Below are 18,231 nucleotides of genomic sequence, written 5' to 3' on the forward strand. Positions count from 1 at the left end.
GCTCGTGAGGCTCATGCCCGTGGCGCAATTTCCCCTGACTTCAAGCGCGCCCGGTAGGAACGCAGATCCGCACGCAGCTTTCCCGCAAGCAGGTAAAGACCGATGGCGTTCGGGAAAGCCATGGCAAAAATCATCGCATCGGAAAAATTGATAATGGCGCGAAGCCCCATTGCCGAACCGATCACCGTGAAGGTAAGAAAGAGAATCTTGAAGGTCTGCTCTACTTTTCGCGTCTTGCCGAAAAGATAGGTCCAACATTTCAGCCCGTAATAAGACCAGGTAAGTATCGTCGAAAACGCAAACAGGATGACGGCAACGGCCAGAACGTAAGGAAACCAGTCAATCGTCCGCCCAAAAGCCGCCGATGTCATCAACACGCCCCCCAGCGCGTTGCCGTCCAGAATATCTTTTTCCAGATAAACCCCCGATATCACAATGACCAACGCCGTCATCGTGCAGATAATGATCGTGTCGATCAGCGGCTCCAGCAGGGAAACAAACCCGACGGAAATCGGCTCCGCCGTCTGCACGGAAGCATACGCGATTGGGGCCGAACCAATGCCGGCTTCGTTCGAAAAAGCTGCCCGTTGCACGCCCATCATCAGAACACCGACAAGCCCGCCAAAACCCGCTTCCGGCGTAAAGGCGCCGTGCAGGATCGCCATGACTGCCATTGGCAAATGTTCGATATTAATGAAGAGAATAACGAACCCGGCAAGCAGGTAAATGCCCCCCATGAGGGGAACAATTTTTGCCGTGACATTCGCGATGCTTTTAATGCCACCGATGATGACCAGGCCGACGAGGACGGCAAGAATAAGGCCAAACAGCCAACCCTGGTTGTAAAGGGGACTGGCCTCGCCGCCCGTCGCGTTGACGAATTGCTGATAGGCCTGATTCGACTGAAACATGTTGCCGGCCCCAATGGCACCGCCAAGACACATCACCGCAAAAAATCTGGCAAGCCCGCGCCCAAGCAAGGGCAAACCAAGCTCGGCAAGGCCGCGGGAAAGGTAGTACATCGGACCGCCTGAAACGGTTCCGTCTTTGTGGACAACCCGGTATTTTACGCCAAGGGTGCATTCCGCGAATTTCGACGCCATGCCGAAGAACCCGGCAACAATCATCCAAAGCGCCGCGCCCGGCCCCCCAAGCGCGATTGCCACCGCAACACCGGCGATGTTGCCAAGCCCGACGGTGCCGGAAAGCGCCGCCGTCAGTGCCCGGAAATGCGAGACTTCGCCGGGCTGGGAAGGGTCCGCATATTTGCCCGCAACGATGGCAAGCGCATGGCGAAGCCCCCAAAGGTTGATGAAGCGAAAATAGAAGGTGAAGCCAACCGCAACGACGATCAGCCAGACAACAATAAGGCGGATTTGCGTATCGCCAACGGGAACGGCATAAAAAATCGTACTGGAAACGGCGTCCGCGACGGGCGCGAGGATTGCATCGATTTTGGCGTCAAGGCTTTCCGACGCTTCCTTCGCACGAACCGGGACGCCAACCAGAAAAACAAGAAGGGCGGCAAAAATCGAAAAGAACCGGTTTTTTTTAAACAATTGGATTTTCATGCGACTGGTTCGTCGTTTCTTTTGCTTTATCCCGCCTCGCCCGCGGTTTTGTTCAGCACGTAGCGCAGCTTCGCCATCGCCGTCCGCTTCAAGACCTCTTCGCCATCTCGCGGCGAACCAACGATCGTCGCTTCCGTCAGGGTCACCGGATCTATTGCCGTCACTTTGACGGCGTTTCCGACGCGTATGATTTCAATCAGGGCTTCCCGTTCATCCATGTCGGAACCTTTTACCATGGCAGACTTTCTACCATATCCTTGCCATTGATGGCAGCCCATCTATGCTTGGCCATCCTTACCCTGTTCATAAACCCTAAACGAGGTGCCGGGTGGCAAAAACGACCGAAGGGCTTGGCGCGCTCGCACAGGACGTCGATGACTTTCTTTTTCGGCTTGCCTTCCATGACCCGAAGAAAATGGCCGCCCTCCGGCGGGAGGCTATCGAGAAATGGGTGCCGAACTTTACGACCCTGAAAACACATGCGGACAAGATGCCGGACGCCAATCTCGTCCATGCCTTCGCGGCGTTCGAGGCTGCGATGACCGGGTTTGGAGAAGCTGAAAGCCATGCCTTCACCGACATCATAGAACACAAGCTTCGTGTGGACGCAGCGAACGTGCTTTTGAAGAAGGCCATTTTCGCACGCGAATACAATGGCGAGGTTTTCGAGGAAGGCGACGAAGCTTTCTACTTGCCATCACACGAAACGGCGTCGCAAAGGGCTCTGCTGGTCGTTCTTCACGGTGCCTTCATGAAGGGCCGTCATTTTATCTGGAAATGGGTGTTCGCGGCCGCACGCCGAAAAATTCCGATTTACGCGCCGTCTTCGCAGCGAGAAAGCTGGACGGAAGACGACCTGGAGTGGATTGAATCCATGGTTGCGAAGCTTGGCGAGAACTATGACCTTCCCAAAGAAGCCTGCCGGGTGGCGGGACTTTCGGATGGTGCACTTGCCGCTTTGACGCTTTGCCGGCGAAAAAACATTCCTTTTTGCAAAGCCGCTTTCCTCGCTGGCATGCGCCCCTTCGACGTGGAAGCAATGCCGAAAATTCCGGTTTACGTCATTCACGGGACCGACGATCCAATCTTTCCCGGCATGAGCGTTCGGAAAATGGCGGAAAGCCTGCGCGCGCACGCGCCAGAGGTGATTTACCGGGAGCTGGAAGGCGCACCGCACAGCTTTCCCTATCCGGAAATCGACGCCTTGATGGATTGGTTTCTGGAGGCGCATGCTAACGCGCCGAGTGGCTAGGATGCTTCTTCAAGAGAGATGTCGGCAGTAAAACGAAGCGCGTCGGTCCAGAAGCGTTCGAGACGCTTCAAGGTCTTGTTCGTCGCATCTAAATCTTCGCCCGTTACATAGCCCTTGCCGAGGGCTATCACGTGGTTGTCGAAAACCGCCTGCAGGACTTTGCAAAGTTTGAGCCCCTTATCCGAGCATCGCACCCGGACGGAACGCCGGTCATGGGTCGACCGTTCCTGCAAAAGGTAGCCATTTTCGATCATTTTCTTGAGGTTGTAGGAAACGTTCGAGCCAAGGTAGAAACCCCGGATCGTGAGTTCGCCCACGGTCAATTCTTCCTCGGCGACGTTATACAGAATCAGGCTTTGGACATTGTTGATGTCGGCAACGCCCATGCGGTCCAATTCGTTTTTTACGACGTCAAGAAAGCGGCGATGAAGCCGTTCAATCATCGAAAAAATTTGCACATATTCCAACTGCACAACGTTCCTTTCCATGTTTTGCGAATGCAAAACCCACAATTGGCGGTCCCTACAGCTTGGCGTAGAAAGGTTAAATTTTTGTTTAAGACTTCAAGAAAGATATTTGCACAACCAATTGAAAACTTTACATATTCCTTCGATATTGGCCGCCAATTTCAAACAGAAGCTGGCTGATCTGCCCAAGGGAGCAGGAACGCACACTATCCATCAGCACCGCAAAAACATTTGCGTCTTTCATCGCCGCCTCCCTCAGGCGGGCAAGGGCGGCGGGCGCTTCTTTCACGTGACGCGCCTGGAAGTCGCCAAGCCGCTTTATCTGGTTTTTCTTTTCCGTCTCGGTCGAACGTTGGAGGTTCGCCATCAACAAGGTGGGCTCAGCTTCAGGGTTTAAAAACGTGTTCACGCCGATGATCGGCAGGCTGCCATCATGTTTATGGGTTTCATAAAGAAGCGATTCGTCCTGGATTTTTCCCCGCTGATAGCCGGTCTCCATGGCACCAAGGACACCGCCCCGCTCTGAAATTCGCTCAAATTCCGCAAGCACCGCCGCTTCAACCAAATCCGTTAATTCCTCAAAGAAAAAAGCCCCCTGATTCGGATTCTCGTTCTTTGTCACCCCCCATTCGCGGTTGATGATCATCTGAATGGCCAGGGCGCGGCGAACGGATTCCGGCGTCGGCGTCGTAAAGGCTTCGTCGAAGGCGTTCGTATGCAGGCTGTTGCAATTGTCATAAATCGCGATCAGCGCCTGAAGGGTCGTTCGAATATCGTTGAAGGACATTTCCTTTGCGTGCAGGGAACGACCGGATGTCTGAACATGGTATTTCAGCTTCTGGCTGCGTTCATTGCCGCCATATTTGAATTTTATAGCCGTCGCCCAGATACGCCGGGCGACACGCCCCAGAACGGAATATTCCGGGTCCATCCCATTTGAGAAGAAGAAGGAAAGATTTGGCGCAAAATCGTCAATACGCATGCCACGCGCAAGATATGCCTCGACGAACGTAAAGCCGTTCGCAAGGGTAAAAGCCAGCTGGGTGATCGGATTGGCCCCGGCCTCGGCAATATGATAACCGGAGATCGAGACGGAGTAGAAATTCCGCACTTTATGCTCGACAAAATAGGCCTGAATGTCGGCCATCATCTTCAGGGCGAATTCCGTTGAGAAAATGCAGGTGTTCTGCCCCTGATCCTCTTTAAGTATGTCGGCTTGCACGGTGCCGCGAACGACGGAGAGGACATGGCTGCGAATTTCCGCCATTTCCGCTTCATCTGGCGGGCGGCCTTCCCGCTCCGCAAAGCGATCCAGCCTCTGATCGATCGCCGTGTTCAGGAACATGGCCAGAATCGCTGGGGCCGGGCCGTTGATTGTCATCGAAACCGACGTCTTCGGATCGCAAAGGTCAAAGCCGCTGTAAAGCACCTTCATGTCGTCGAGGGTGGCAATGGAAACGCCGGAATTCCCGATTTTGCCATAAATGTCCGGGCGCTCTTCTGGGTCTGCCCCATAAAGGGTGACGGAATCAAACGCCGTCGAAAGCCGTTTTCCAAGCGAGCCCTCTGAAAGATATTTGAACCGTTTGTTTGTCCGAAAGGGGTCCCCCTCGCCCGCAAACATCCGCGTTGGGTCTTCATCCGCCCGCCGAAAGGAAAATACGCCGGCAGTGTAAGGGAAGCGACCGGGAAGGTTTTCCTTCCCCAACCAACGGAGAAGATCGCCATGGCCTTCAAAACGCGGCAACGCCACACGGGAAATTTTCAAACCGGAAAGCGAGGTGCAGTAAAGCGAGGTTTTAATTTCACGGTCACGGATTTTTTCGACAAATTCCTCCCCGCCATAGGCCGCCCTCACCCTTGGCCAGTCCTCAAGCAGGGCGCGAAAGTCCGGCTCTAGGGCACCAGCACGCGTCGCAATCAGGCTATCCAGCCCTTCTGCGTCCTTTCCGGCTTCTTGCAACAGGCGCTTTGCCTCTGAAAGCTGCTGCAATTCACCGGCAATGCCTGCCTGGGATTCAACCTGCGCCAGATAATTGCGCACCGTTTCCACAATCTCCGAGAGGTAATGCTGACGCGCTGGCGGTACGATTACCGCGCGCGGTTTTGTCGTCTTTTCCGTCATCCGGGGAAAGCGCGTTTCCCACGTTCCAAGTTTGCGCGCATTGAAGATATCCAGAAGCCCCTCATAAAGAGCCGTCACCCCTTCGTCGTTAAACTTCGAAGCAATCGTCCCATAGACGGGCATGTCCGCCGCCGCTTGCGTGAAGGCCTGGCGTGTGCGCTGCACCTGTTTACGCACGTCACGAAGCGCGTCCATCGCACCTTTGCGGTCAAATTTATTGATGGCGACAACGTCCGCAAGGTCGAGCATGTCAATTTTTTCAAGCTGACTCGCCGCGCCGAATTCCGGCGTCATGACGTAAAGCGAAACATCGGAATGATCGATGATTGCCGCATTGCCCTGACCAATGCCCGACGTTTCTACGATGACAAGGTCAAAACCAGCCACCCTGCACGCCGCAATCACATCATCGAGGCCAACCGGAATTTCCGCGCCCGACATCCGCGTGGCAAGAGAACGCATGTAAACGCCGCCATCGGTGATCGCATTCATGCGAATGCGATCACCCAAAAGCGCGCCGCCCGTTTTGCGTTTTGAAGGGTCGATGGCAAGAACTGCAATGGCAAGGTCGTCATGGTCCATGCGGAACCGGCGAACGACTTCATCCACCAGAGAAGATTTTCCAGCACCGCCGGTGCCGGTAATGCCAAGGACCGGGGTTGCCGCGTGCTTTTCCGCAAGGGCGTGAAGGTCTTTTTGCAAACCTTTCTTTAACGCGCCATTTTCGATGCCGCTTAGGATGCGCGCAAGATCCAGCCAGTTCCCCTTCTGCAATTCATCCAAATTGTCAGGAAGATACGCGTTTAAATCCGCGTCCGCGCTTTCGATCATGTGGTTGATGATGCCCTGAAGGCCAAGACGCCGCCCATCCTCTGGCGAATAGATGGCCGTAACACCATGGCCAATAAGCGCATCGATCTCTTCCGCGACGATGACGCCACCGCCACCGGCAAACACTTTGATATGTCCGCCACCGCGCGCCTTTAAGAGATCTATCATGTATTTAAAATATTCTACGTGCCCACCCTGATAAGAACTCACGGCAATGGCATGGGCATCTTCCTGCAAGGCGGCAGTCACAATTTCGTCCACCGAACGGTTGTGGCCAAGGTGAATGACCTCAACACCCGAAGCCTGCAAAATGCGGCGCATGACGTTAATCGCCGCGTCATGCCCGTCAAAGAGGCTGGTGGCGGTCACAAAGCGGGTTTGATGGCGCGCCTTATAAGGTGCGATCATGCCACCACCATTCGGTGCGCTACCATTCGGTGCGCCGCCATTCAGCGCATTGGCCGGTTTTTTCCTGGTCTTGGCGGCTTTAGCATCAGACATGGGATTATCAGACATGGGATTATCAGACATGGGATTTCTGCGGGACCTGGCTAGGGGAAATCCGGTTGCGCCGTGACAGCGCTTGTTCCTATCATCTACGAATGATTATACCACTGAACTGGTCTTAAAGAAGATTGCCGCAAAAAAGGCGGCTGAAGCGGGGTTTCGCACTGAAACAGACTTTTCCTCAAACGACCGCAGGTTTCCCCAGAACACGAATGCGCCGGAACCGGCGCCATGGGTGGAGCCGCCGTCTGGTCGACGAACACCGGCTTTCCGTCAACGACCTGATCTGGCCGGTCTTCGTGCAGGAAGGCACCCGGGTCAGGACCGAGGTGGCGTCGATGCCTGGCGTTGCACGGCTTTCGATCGACTTTTTGGTTGAGGCGGCCCAGGAGGCAGCCGAGCTTGGGCTGCCGGCAATCGCGCTTTTTCCAGTGATCGATCCAAAGCGGAAAACACCGAATGGCGACGAGGCGGTGAACCCGGAAAATCTTGTTTGCCGGGCCATTCGCGCCGTAAAGGCCGCCGGTCTTGGCCTCGGCATTGTTTGCGATGTCGCCCTGGACCCCTTCACAGACCATGGCCATGACGGCATCCTGCGCAACGGCGACGTCGACAACGACGCCACGGTTGAAATTCTTTGCCAACAGGCCTGCGTTCAGGCCGAAGCCGGTTGCGACATTGTTGCGCCTTCCGACATGATGGATGGGCGGATCGGTGCCATCCGCGACGCCCTTGATGCAAAGGGCCTGCAATCCATTTGCATCCTGGCCTATGCCGCAAAATACGCGTCTGCTTTTTATGGGCCGTTTCGCGACGCGGTTGGATCAACGGCCAGCCTGGGACCGACCGGCAAACAAAGCTATCAAATGAGCCSCGCCAATGGCGACGAAGCAATGCGCGAGATTGCCCTTGATATCGCGGAGGGAGCGGACATGCTCATCGTGAAGCCCGGCCTCCCCTATCTTGATATTCTGCGTCGTGCGAAGGATAGCTTTGGAATGCCTACCTTCGCCTATCAGGTAAGCGGTGAATATGCGATGCTCAAGGCCGCCGCAAATGCCGGTGTTGTGGATTGGGAACACACGCTTCTTGAAAGCCTGCTCTGTTTCAAACGGGCGGGTGCGGACGCAATCCTGACTTACGCGGCCATTGAGGTCGCGCGTCTTCTCAAAGGAAAATAACGCGTCGTAAACGCGACCGGGAGGAACGGAGATGACAGTTTCGGGCCCGCTTGACGGCGTTACGGTGCTGGATCTAACGCGGATTCTGGCCGGACCTTACTGCACGATGATGCTTGGCGAATTGGGCGCCCGCATCATCAAGGTGGAACCACCGAACGGTGGCGACGACGCGCGGCAATTCGGCCCCTTCCTCAAGAAAAAGTCTGCCTATTTTGCTTCGTTAAATCGTGGCAAGGAAAGCATCGTTCTCGACCTGAAACAGGCGGCGGACAAGAAAGTTTTCCGCGGCTTGCTTGAACGCAGCGACGTGCTTGTCGAGAATTACCGGGCCGGTACGATGGAAAAACTTGGTTTTGGCTGGGAGGATTTGCACCCGCATTTTCCAAAACTTATCTATGCCGCAACAAGCGGGTTTGGCCACACCGGCCCTTACGCACACCGACCGGCGTATGACATGGTTGCCCAGGCGATGGGCGGCATTATGAGCCTGACCGGTCACCCCGGCAGCCCGCCGACACGCGTTGGAACGTCGATCGGCGATATCACGGCGGGGCTTTTCACCGTGATCGGCGTCAATGCCGCCCTCCTGCACCGGGAACGTACAGGTGAAGGCATGAAGGTCGATGTCAGCATGCTGGACTCCCAGGTCGCGATCCTGGAGAACGCCATCAGCCGCTATATCGTAACAAAGGAAGTGCCTGGCCCCCTGGGCGCGCACCATCCTTCGATTGCCCCTTTCGGGGCTTTCAAGGCTGCCGACGATTACTTGATTCTTGCTGCCGCAAACAACGAGCTCTATTCCCGGCTATGTCAGGGGCTGACGCGTCCAGACCTTTGCGACGATCCGCGCTTTCATGACAATCCTTCGCGCATTAAAAACGTCGAGGCGTTGAAAACAGAAATCGAAACCGCCCTGGCAAACCGTGGGCGGGATGCCTGGCTTGCTATTTTTGAAGAAAAAGGCGTTCCCTGCAGCCGCATCAACAACGTGGCCGATGTGTTGAACGATCCGCAAATTGCCGCCCGTAATATGCTGATCGAAATCGACGACCCGGAAATTGGGGCACTGCGCGCGCCGGGAAACCCGATCAAGCTTTCCGCCTTTCCGGACGCCAAACGGCGAAAATCAGCACCAAAGCTGGATGCCGACCGTGACCGCATTCTCCGCGAAATCAATATGTGATGGACAAAACGCCCCGCCGCTTTGATCCCAAAATTCCTTTTGTTCAACGTTCCGCGTCCGTTTTCCGCACCCCCCAACTTCCCTGCCCCTATCTCGATGGCAAGATTGAAAGCCGGATCGCCATTGATCTTGCAGGCGCGCGTGCCAGCGAACGTTACGCCCACTTGTCACAGGCGGGGTTCCGCCGCACCGGGCGGTTTGCCTATCGACCCGATTGCCCGGACTGCACGGCCTGCGTTTCCGTTCGCGTGCTGGCCGAAGGATTCGCTCCCAGGCAGAGCCACCGGCGCATCTGGAAGGCAAATGCAGAGCTTGTCGTATCGGAACGGCCCCCAAAGGCGACGGACGAGCAGTTTTCCCTTTTTCACCGCTACCAACGCGCCCGCCATGGCGATGGCGAGATGGCGGCGATGGACTTCGCCAGCTATGCGACCATTGTCGAAGAAGCCTTGGCGGAAACCCGGCTGATTGAGTTCCGCAAGGCAGATGGTACCCTTGTCCTGGTCGGGCTCATCGATTGGCTTTCCGACGGGCCTTCTGCCGTTTACAGCTTTTTTGAGCCCAAGGAATCCCGGCAAAGCCTGGGCAGCTTTCTGATTCTCTGGCTGATCGACCAGGCACGCAGCCGAAACCTGCCCCATGTCTATCTCGGCTACTGGATTTCCGAGTGCCACAAGATGGCCTACAAAACACGCTTCCGCCCGATCGAAGGCTTTGGCGATTTTGGCTGGAAGCCCATTGATATAGAATAGTTTTTTTACTACAGGCATGTTTGACAAAAATATGGGGGACACTATGAAACGGCGTCATTTCTTAAGCAAAGCCGGTGTCGGCCTCGCCGCTGGCGGGTTTGCCGTTGGTGCCGCCGGCACTTACGCCCTTACTGGCGGTGCAAAACCAGCACCCAGCAGCCCGAATGCCCCGGCACCCGCCAGCAGGCGAAAAATCCATAAATGGAAGATGGTCACTGCCTGGCCGAAAAACATGCCCGGCCTTGGTGTCGGCGCCGAACGTTGCGCCGAACGAATCACGCGCCTGAGTGAAGGCGAACTTACAGTAAAAGTTTATGCCGCTGGCGAACTGGTGCCTGCTTTTGAATGTTTTGACGCCGTCTCCCAGGGCGTGGTCGAACTTGGCCATGCCGCCGCCTATTATTGGCAGGGCAAATCAAAGGCGGCGAATTTCTTCGCGTCCGTGCCGTTTGGGCTGACAGCGGCAGAACAAAGCGGCTGGATTCGTTATGGCGGTGGCCAGGAACTTTGGGACGAACTTTATGAAAAATTCGGCCTTAAAGCTTTTATCGCCGGCAATTCTGGCGCCCAGATGGGCGGCTGGTTCAACCGCAAAATCCGTTCGATCGAGGATTTCCAGGGCCTTAAGATGCGCATGCCGGGCCTTGGTGCCGAAGTCTTGCGCCGGGTTGGCGCGGCGGCGGTCAATATTTCAGGAACCGAACTTTTTGCAGCGCTGCAAACCGGGGTCATCGACGCGACGGAATGGATCGGCCCCTGGAACGACGTCGCGTTCGGCTTTCATAAAATCGCGAAATATTACTACGGCCCCGGATTTCACGAGCCCGGCACGGCGCTTGAACTCATGGTCAATCTCGAAAAATACAACGCCTTGCCCCAGCATCTAAAAGACATCGTCGCCGCCGCCTGTCAGATGGAAACCGACGAGATGCTTGCGGAATATGCCGTGCGCAACGCCAATGCCATGGAGCTTTTAAGAAAAGAACACCAGGTCAAGATCGAGCATTTTCCAAATGACGTCATCGACGCGCTCGGGAAAGCAACCAATGACGTTCTAGCCGAGCTTGAAAACGTCGATGACATAACCGGACGCACATACCGATCCTTTATGGCCTTTCGCGAGAAAGCCATTCGCTATAGCGCGTTTGCAGAAGGGGGCTATTTGCAGATGCGCCAAAGGACGGCCAACCTCTAAGCCAAAGGCCCCTGGCAAAACCGGCTTTCCTAGCGAAAGCGGTTGGCTTTTGAAAAGCCCTTCGGCACGACACGCCCGGCGGCGCCGCGCTTGCCCATCCAGGCTTCGATATCCGTTTCAATGCGCGTGCGTTCGCCAATTTTCCAGTGAAGCCCCTCCTTGCCGACGAAGGTCGTCACATCCGAAAGCCCGCCTTTTTGATAGCGCTGAAGCATGTTTCCCCGCCCGCGACCCATCTCCGGCAGGTCGTCCAGGGGGAAAATCAGCAATTTGCGGTTTTCGCCAACGACGGCAACGTGATCGCCTGCAATTCGCACGCAGACATGGGCCGTGACACCGTTTGCAACATTCAGCACCTGTTTTCCAGCGCGCGTCTGGGCAATGACGGCCTCTTCCTTGACAACGAAGCCCCGCCCATCGGAAGACGCAACCAAAAGCCTGGCCCCAGGGTCGTGTACAAAAAGGGTGACGATATCATCTTCATTGCCGAGATCGACAAGCAGACGCACCGGCTCGCCATGGCCGCGCCCGCGCGGCAGGCGATCGGCGGCAAGGGTGTAGAAGCGGCCATTCGAAGCAAAAATCAGCAGCTTGTCCGTTGTCTCGGCATGTATTTCGAACTTTGGACCGTCGCCCTCCTTGTATTTCACACCTTTTTCGCCCGCGACATGCCCTTTTACGGTGCGAATCCAGCCCTTTTCCGAGCAAAGAATCGTGATCGGTTCTTTTTCGATCATTGTCTCTAAATTCAGGTCGATATCGTCAGGTGCCGTCTCAAAGCTTGTTTGCCGTCGCCCGAGCGGCGTTTTTTTGGAGAATTGCTTGCGAAGCTGCGCCACCTCGTCGGCGATCACCTGCCAACGTATTGCTTTGTCCTTGAGACGCTTACGAAGGATTTTCTCTTCCGCGGACAAACGGTCGAACTCTTCCTGAATGCGCTTTTCTTCCAGCCGTCGAAGGGCGCGCAGTCGCATGTTGAGGATTGCCTCCGCCTGAAAATCCGAAAGCTTGAACGCTTTCATAAGGGGTGGTTTTGGTGCTTCCTCACCCCGCAAGATGGCGATAATTTTGTCGAGGTTTAAGTAGACAATGCAATAGCCCTTTAAAATTTCAAGGCGTTCCTCGATCTTCGCCAGACGAAAGTGGGTTCGCCGCAACAACACGTCGTGACGATGGTCAAGGAAGGCCTGCAAAACCTCTCGAAGGTCCATAACGCGCGGCACACCCGTGCCGTCCAGGACGTTCAGGTTTAGCCCGACACGAATTTCAAGATCCGTTTTTCGAAAAAGCGATTCCATAAGAACCGCCGGGTCGACGTTGCGGTTTCTAGGCTCCAGAATGAGGCGTATCTTTTCGTCGGATTCGTCGCGAATGTTCTCAAGCAGGGGCAGGGTTTTGGCCTGCAACATATCCGCAATTTTCTGAATCAGGCGCGCCTTTGGCACCTGGTATGGAATTTCCGTCACAAGAATCTGGTAGGTTCCACGTGCAAGCGTTTCGACCTGCCAGCGTGCGCGCAGCCGAAAACTGCCGCGCCCGGTGGTGTATGCCTCAAGAATATTCGCCGGCGCCTCGACAAGAATACCCCCGGACGGAAAATCCGGGCCTGGCATCAGGCTTACGAGTTTCGCAACCGTCGCCTTTGGAAAACGAATCAGATGCAGCAGGGCAGCCGCAATTTCATCCACATTGTGAGGCGGAATGTTCGTCGCCATACCAACGGCAATGCCAGCCGCCCCATTCGCAAGAAGATTGGGGAAGCTTGCCGGAAGAACAACGGGTTCGGACGCCTCGCCGTCATAGGTTGCGCGAAAATCAATGGCGTCTTCATCAATGCCATCCAAAATTAACTTCGACACTTCCGTAAGGCGCGCCTCCGTATAACGCATGGCGGCGGCGTTATCGCCATCGACACTGCCAAAATTCCCCTGCCCGTCAATCAGCGGATAGCGAATGGCAAAGGGTTGGGCAAGACGCACAAGGGCCTCATAAACGGCCACATCACCATGGGGGTGGTACTTGCCGATCACGTCACCAACGATACGCGCGCATTTCTTGTAACCGGCGCCGGGATCGAGGTTAAGCTCGCGCATTGCATATAAAAGGCGCCGATGGACCGGTTTGAGCCCATCGCGCACATCGGGCAAGGAACGCGACGTAATCGTGGAAAGGGCGTAGGCCAAATAGCGTTCGCCCAAGGCCTCGGCAAAGCCGATATCACGAATTTCAGGAGTGGTGACTGTTTTCGACATTCGCGCTTTTTACACCAGATCCTGTAGTCATTTCCACTAAACACGCAAGAAATCGTGATCTCGCGGCAGGCTCGGCCGCATGATGTGCAGCAAAAACATGGCGGGAAAGAAAGTGACCCGTCAGGGAAAGCCCGGCCCGGATGGCCTCGTCATCCCATGGCACCGCGGCGATTAAAAAGGCCGGCAAAGGCAGAAGACGCGCAGCGTAAGGCGCTCCAGCGGCGGTCGAGACAGCGCGACCGGAGTTCGGCGAAACATAGCGCAAATCCGTCGTCGCCCCCGTCGCCGCGCAGGCGCTGAGATCAAGCCCATAACCAAGCTCGGCCAACAACAGCAATTCCCAATGCACATAGGCACAGGGCCATGCCGGGCCAGACAGGGATTCGAGAAAATCAACAAAACCGAGATAGGCGCGAAGATGGGACTGGCGCTCGGGAAAAGCCGCATCCGTGATTGCACAAGCCGATGTCAGCGCCGCAAGGCGAAGGGCGTCGTCCAGAACGTCGCCCACAAAGCTGCGGTTTATTTCAGAGCTCCAGCTTCCAAGCTGCTCGTTCAGCCGTGCCCGCCAGCGTACGTTGAGTAGATTCCCAGACTGGTAGATCCCCCGCGCCCGACGGCCAACGCCACCATGGACGATCCCCATATGCCGGCCATGTTCCCGCGTGAAAAGCGTCGCGATCGTACTGGTTTCACCATGCTTGCGCGTACCCAGAACAATGCCGTCGTCGGTCCATTCCATTATCAGGCACCGTAATCTAGACCAAAGTCGCGATAATGCTCTGGATTGTCGATCCAGTCCTTTCGGACTTTGACGCGAAGAAAAAGATGCACCCGTTTTTCAAAGATCGCTTCCAGGTCTTTCCGCGCGGCAATACCGACTTCCTTAATGCGGCGGCCGCCTTCACCCAACACAATGGCTTTCTGGCTGTCACGCTGAACGAAGATCGACTGTTCAATCCGAATGTCGCCTTTCGCACGCTCGGCAAAGTCTTCCGTCGTCACAGCCAGGGAATAGGGGAGTTCCTGATTAAGCAAAAGAAACAGCTTTTCACGCGTAATTTCGGCGGCAAGCAATCGGGTGGGAATATCGGTGATCTGGTCCTCGGGATACATCCAGGGGCCGCTTGGCATGGACTTGGACAATTTTTCGAGAAGGTCGCCGGCCCCGTCTCCCTTCAGGGCCGAAATCATAAACGTTTCCGCAAAAATTCCGGTCGCATTCATTTCCTCAGAAAGACGAAGAAGATTTTCACGCCGGATACTGTCAATCTTGTTTAGAACGAGGGTCACCTTGCGGTTTCTCTCCTTCAGCCTCTCGACAATCCGCCTGGTGTCGCCAGAAAACCCGCGCGCCGCATCAACGATGAGAAGAATAGCATCGGCATCCTGAGTCCCACTCCAGGCGGCGGCCACCATCGCACGCTCCAGCCGTCGTTTTGGCTCGAAGATGCCCGGCGTATCCACGAAAACAAGCTGCGCATGCCCACGAACGGCGATGCCGCGCACAAGGCTTCGCGTCGTCTGAACCTTCGGGGTAACAATGCTTACCTTTGCACCCACGAAGCGGTTGATTAGAGTCGATTTTCCAGCATTCGGCGCCCCGATGACGGCGATAAAACCAAAGCGTCGCGCTGCTTCATCTATCATGGCCGAACCCCTACGATTGCTTCAAGCAGCGCCGCCGCTGCCAGAATTTCGGCAGCCCGCTTTGATGACCCGCTTGCGATGCAGGGTGCAAAACCTGCAATTTCGACCTGCACTTGGAAGACCGGCTTATGGTCCGGCCCGTCCTGCGCGATGGTCTGGTAGTGAGGAAGCACCAGCCCACGTGCCTGAACCCATTCCTGAAGCTGTGTTTTTGGATCTTGGGGTGGGAGCGGCATCTCTTCCAGCAAGACTTGCCAATGCCGCTCAATAAAACGCACACCCGCCGCAAGGCCGCCATCCAGGTAAAGCGCCGCGATAACGGCTTCCAGCGCATCGGCAAGACAGGCAGGATTTTCACGAATTGCCATCGCGTCCTCGCCTTCAAAAAGACGAAGATGATTGCCAAGGTCAATCGTTATGGCAATTCGCGTCAGGGCCTCGCGGCAAACCAGGGCGGCATGGCGCTTGGCAATTTCCCCCTCCGCCTCGGCAGGAAAGCGGCGCAACAAAAGATCGGCAACGACCAGGCCCAGGACCCGGTCCCCCAGGAATTCAAGGCGTTCGTAATCGGGCCTGGTGGCGGAAGCGGCGCTTGAGTGGGTCAAGGCCTCCTCCAGCAGGGCTGGATCCGCAAAGCAGTGACCAAGCGCATCGGTCAGAGAAACGCGCGCAGCGGATACCCCTTCCATCAGTCGATCGACTGGAAAACACGGCGGAAACGAATGGCGGTCGGCCATTTCCAGAATTCCCAGAAACGCGCGCCGCCATTTACCGAAAAAAAGAGAACCTCGGCACGCCCGACAAGGTTTTCTTCTGGAATGAACCCCACACCATGCTTGGCCCGGCTGTCGAGGGAATTGTCCCGATTGTCCCCCATTGCGAAATAGTGGCCGGGCGGAACCTTGTAAACGGGCGTGTCGTCAAGACGCCCTGTGTCCGATGTCTCAAGGATGCGATGGCGCCGTCCGCTCGGCAAGGTTTCAACATATTGCCTGATGGCCTGGGCCCCATAGGCATTTCGTATTGTGAAATCCTCAACCTGCTTCCGCTCCACAAGCGTGCCATTGATGTAAAGGCGGCCCTTCTTCATCTGGATTGAATCCCCAGGCAAGCCGATGATCCGCTTGATGTAGTCTGTGCTGTTGTCTGAAGGTAGCTTGAAAACGGCCACATCACCGCGTTCCGGCGGCGTAAAGAAGATTCGATCCGCAATCAGGGGCAGACCGAAGGGCAAGGAATAACGGCTGTACCCATAGGAAAATTTTGAAACAAACAAGTAGTCGCCTACCAAAAGCGTGGGCACCATCGAGCTGGATGGAATGTTGAACGGCTCATACGCAACCGTGCGCGCAACCACCGCAATGATAATTGCGTAAACGATGGTTCGAACCGTTTCCCACAAACTTTCTTTTCTTTTTTGATATGCGAATAGCCCTGGCATGTTTCTCAATCCGTTCCTTATTTATCTTCCGACGGAGCAGCATAGATGATGACGCTGGCCTGCGCATAAGGGTATTCGTCGCTTAACGACAGTTCGACTTTTGCCGCCATCCCTGGCGGCGTAATTGCCACCATGCGCCTGGCTGCCCCGCCAGTTAATTGAAGCGTCGGCCTTCCGGAAGAGTCGTTTACAACCCCCATGTCACGCCAAAAAACGCCGTTACGGAAACCGCTCCCCAGGGCCTTGGCGCATGCCTCCTTGGCAGCAAAACGCTTGGCATATGTAGCAGCCTTGCCCAAGGGGCGTCGCGCCGCCTTGCGTCGTTCAGCCTCGGTGAAAAGGCGGTGGGTGAAACGCTCGCCAAAGCGCGAAAGCGTACGTTCGATCCGGCGAATGTCAACAAGGTCGCTGCCAAGGCCCAGAATCATATTGAAGCACCCTGCGGCATCCTGGAGGCGCTCGCGTCTCGGGCGGCATCCATCACGGCCCGCATTTTCAAAATGCTTGCTTCAAGACCCATAAAGACCGCCTCGCCGATTAAAAAATGACCGATGTTCAGCTCAACGATTTCCGGAATCGCGGCGACGGGTCCAACCGTATCAAAGCAAAGGCCATGACCCGCATGGCATTCAAGGCCGATCGCGGTGGCATGGCGCGCGGTTGCAACAAGACGTCCAAATTCGTTTTCGCGCGCCGTCGCGCGCGCATCGCAATAACACCCGGTGTGCAGCTCAACCGCCGACGCACCAAGCTCTTTTGCAGCATCCACCTGGGAAAAATCCGGATCAATGAAAAGCGCGACCGCAATCTTCGCATCCTCCAGTGCCGCGACAAAGGGCGCCAAATGGCTTTTTCCAACAACCGTGTCGAGGCCACCTTCCGTCGTCAATTCCTGCCGTTTTTCAGGAACCAGGCATACGGCATGGGGAAGCAGATCAAGAGCAATTGCGCGCATTTCCGGCGTCGCCGCCATCTCAAGATTAAGCGGCAGCCCACCTTTCCTGGCGAGCGCGGCAATATCAGCATCTAGAATGTGACGGCGATCTTCGCGAAGATGAGCAGTGATGCCGTCGCCCCCCGCACGCGAAACGACGTCTGCCGCCCGCAGCGGGTCCGGGTGACCCCCTTCACGCGCATTGCGAAGGGTTGCCACATGATCGATATTGACGCCTAACCGAAGCCGCTCAGTCATCGGAATCAATTTTGCTGTTCGCCGCGCGGCGCATCGCGCCCCGCAGTTTTCCGGCTTCGCGGCGATGATGGCGGCGACGCTGATAATTGGCCACGATTGTCCTGATCGGCCAGTAAAAAACAAATCCCGCAAGGATTGCTGTTGGCACGCCGCCTATTGTCATTGGCCAAAGCAGCCAGTCCGGGTGATTCAGGATAATCTGAAGCGTCAGCGTATTTGGAGCCGTCTGTGTTGCATCGGTTTGCAGCAGCCAGTTTCCAAAATTGAAACTCCACAGCCAGATAAACGGAAACGTCCACGGGTTGCCAACGACCGTGCCAAGCGCCGAGGCAAGCACATTGCCGCCAATCAACCACGCAATCAGCGCCGCAAAAATAATGTGAAAGCCCATGAAAGGTGTAAAGGAAATCGCCGCGCCACAAGCAAAACCGGCAGCAATGCCGTACGGCGTTGCCGGCAGGCGACCAACACGGTGCAGCAGATAACGCATGGCACGACCCCAGCCAAGCTTTGGCCAAAGAACATTGCGCACGTGATGCACAGGGTGCAATTTTTTATGACGTTTGAAAAGCATCGTGAACGATCTCAGATCTCAACAAGTCAGGCAGTACGGTACGTATACCAGCTTCCAG

At 55.9% G+C, this 18,231-nt stretch carries 17 protein-coding genes; 5 read left to right on the forward strand and 12 right to left on the reverse strand.

Annotated features, from left to right (window positions below; all coding sequences use genetic code 11):
- Positions 1-11: 11 nt before the first annotated feature.
- Positions 12-1,571 (reverse strand): alanine glycine permease, encoded by a 1,560-nt coding sequence (locus COA65_05160; GenBank protein PCJ59837.1) that lies wholly within the window; start codon positions 1,569-1,571, stop codon positions 12-14.
- Positions 1,572-1,597: 26 nt separating this feature from the next.
- A complete protein-coding gene (locus COA65_05165) occupies positions 1,598-1,789 on the reverse strand; it encodes a hypothetical protein (protein ID PCJ59920.1) in 192 nt (63 codons plus the stop codon).
- Positions 1,790-1,899: 110 nt separating this feature from the next.
- Between COA65_05165 and COA65_05170 the strand changes: the two genes are divergently transcribed.
- The gene (locus tag COA65_05170; protein ID PCJ59838.1) at positions 1,900-2,823 is read left to right on the forward strand and encodes a hypothetical protein; all 924 of its coding nucleotides are present in this window, start codon (positions 1,900-1,902) and stop codon (positions 2,821-2,823) included.
- Here COA65_05170 and COA65_05175 read toward each other — a convergent pair.
- Both COA65_05175 and COA65_05180 read right to left on the reverse strand, forming a co-directional pair.
- Positions 2,820-3,266, reverse strand: coding sequence for a MarR family transcriptional regulator (locus tag COA65_05175; GenBank protein PCJ59921.1), 447 nt, complete (start codon positions 3,264-3,266; stop codon positions 2,820-2,822). The genes COA65_05170 and COA65_05175 overlap by 4 nt on opposite strands.
- A 154-nt stretch (positions 3,267-3,420) precedes the next feature.
- Positions 3,421-6,654, reverse strand: a complete 3,234-nt coding sequence (locus COA65_05180) for a methylmalonyl-CoA mutase (protein PCJ59922.1) — start codon at positions 6,652-6,654, stop codon at positions 3,421-3,423.
- A gap of 311 nt (positions 6,655-6,965) precedes the next feature.
- Between COA65_05180 and COA65_05185 the strand changes: the two genes are divergently transcribed.
- Genes COA65_05185 through COA65_05200 form a run of 4 tightly spaced genes read left to right on the forward strand, consistent with a single transcriptional unit; the run spans position 6,966 to position 11,064 of the window.
- Positions 6,966-7,934: a porphobilinogen synthase gene (locus tag COA65_05185; GenBank protein ID PCJ59839.1), complete on the forward strand. Its 969-nt coding sequence runs from the start codon at positions 6,966-6,968 to the stop codon at positions 7,932-7,934.
- A gap of 31 nt (positions 7,935-7,965) precedes the next feature.
- Complete coding sequence (locus COA65_05190) at positions 7,966-9,117, forward strand: carnitine dehydratase (GenBank protein PCJ59840.1); 1,152 nt, start codon at positions 7,966-7,968, stop codon at positions 9,115-9,117.
- Positions 9,117-9,869: an arginyltransferase gene (locus COA65_05195; GenBank protein PCJ59841.1), complete on the forward strand. Its 753-nt coding sequence runs from the start codon at positions 9,117-9,119 to the stop codon at positions 9,867-9,869. Before COA65_05190 ends, COA65_05195 begins: the two co-directional genes overlap by 1 nt.
- A gap of 43 nt (positions 9,870-9,912) precedes the next feature.
- On the forward strand, positions 9,913-11,064 hold the full coding sequence (locus COA65_05200) for an ABC transporter substrate-binding protein (protein ID PCJ59923.1): 1,152 nt from the start codon (positions 9,913-9,915) through the stop codon (positions 11,062-11,064).
- Between the two features lie 29 nt (positions 11,065-11,093).
- On the opposite strand, the gene parC is transcribed toward COA65_05200, so the two are convergent.
- From parC to COA65_05240, 8 genes are read right to left on the reverse strand one after another with little or no spacing between them, the layout of a single operon-like run.
- Positions 11,094-13,316 (reverse strand): DNA topoisomerase IV subunit A, encoded by a 2,223-nt coding sequence (parC, locus tag COA65_05205; protein PCJ59842.1) that lies wholly within the window; start codon positions 13,314-13,316, stop codon positions 11,094-11,096.
- Positions 13,291-14,058 (reverse strand): DNA repair protein RecO, encoded by a 768-nt coding sequence (locus COA65_05210; protein ID PCJ59843.1) that lies wholly within the window; start codon positions 14,056-14,058, stop codon positions 13,291-13,293. The genes parC and COA65_05210 overlap by 26 nt, the downstream gene beginning before the upstream one ends.
- A gap of 2 nt (positions 14,059-14,060) precedes the next feature.
- Positions 14,061-14,966 (reverse strand): GTPase Era, encoded by a 906-nt coding sequence (locus COA65_05215; protein ID PCJ59844.1) that lies wholly within the window; start codon positions 14,964-14,966, stop codon positions 14,061-14,063.
- Positions 14,963-15,655: a ribonuclease III gene (gene rnc / locus COA65_05220; GenBank protein PCJ59845.1), complete on the reverse strand. Its 693-nt coding sequence runs from the start codon at positions 15,653-15,655 to the stop codon at positions 14,963-14,965. The genes COA65_05215 and rnc overlap by 4 nt, the downstream gene beginning before the upstream one ends.
- On the reverse strand, positions 15,655-16,407 hold the full coding sequence (gene lepB / locus COA65_05225; GenBank protein ID PCJ59846.1) for a signal peptidase I: 753 nt from the start codon (positions 16,405-16,407) through the stop codon (positions 15,655-15,657). Before lepB ends, rnc begins: the two co-directional genes overlap by 1 nt.
- A gap of 17 nt (positions 16,408-16,424) precedes the next feature.
- Complete coding sequence (locus COA65_05230; protein PCJ59847.1) at positions 16,425-16,835, reverse strand: holo-ACP synthase; 411 nt, start codon at positions 16,833-16,835, stop codon at positions 16,425-16,427.
- Entirely contained in the window at positions 16,832-17,599 is a 768-nt protein-coding gene (locus COA65_05235) for a pyridoxine 5'-phosphate synthase (GenBank protein ID PCJ59848.1), read from the reverse strand. The genes COA65_05230 and COA65_05235 overlap by 4 nt, the downstream gene beginning before the upstream one ends.
- A complete protein-coding gene (locus COA65_05240; GenBank protein ID PCJ59849.1) occupies positions 17,592-18,173 on the reverse strand; it encodes a hypothetical protein in 582 nt (193 codons plus the stop codon). The genes COA65_05235 and COA65_05240 overlap by 8 nt, the downstream gene beginning before the upstream one ends.
- Positions 18,174-18,231 lie beyond the last annotated feature (58 nt).

This window comes from Rhodospirillaceae bacterium, assembly GCA_002746255.1.
Taxonomy (GTDB): domain Bacteria; phylum Pseudomonadota; class Alphaproteobacteria.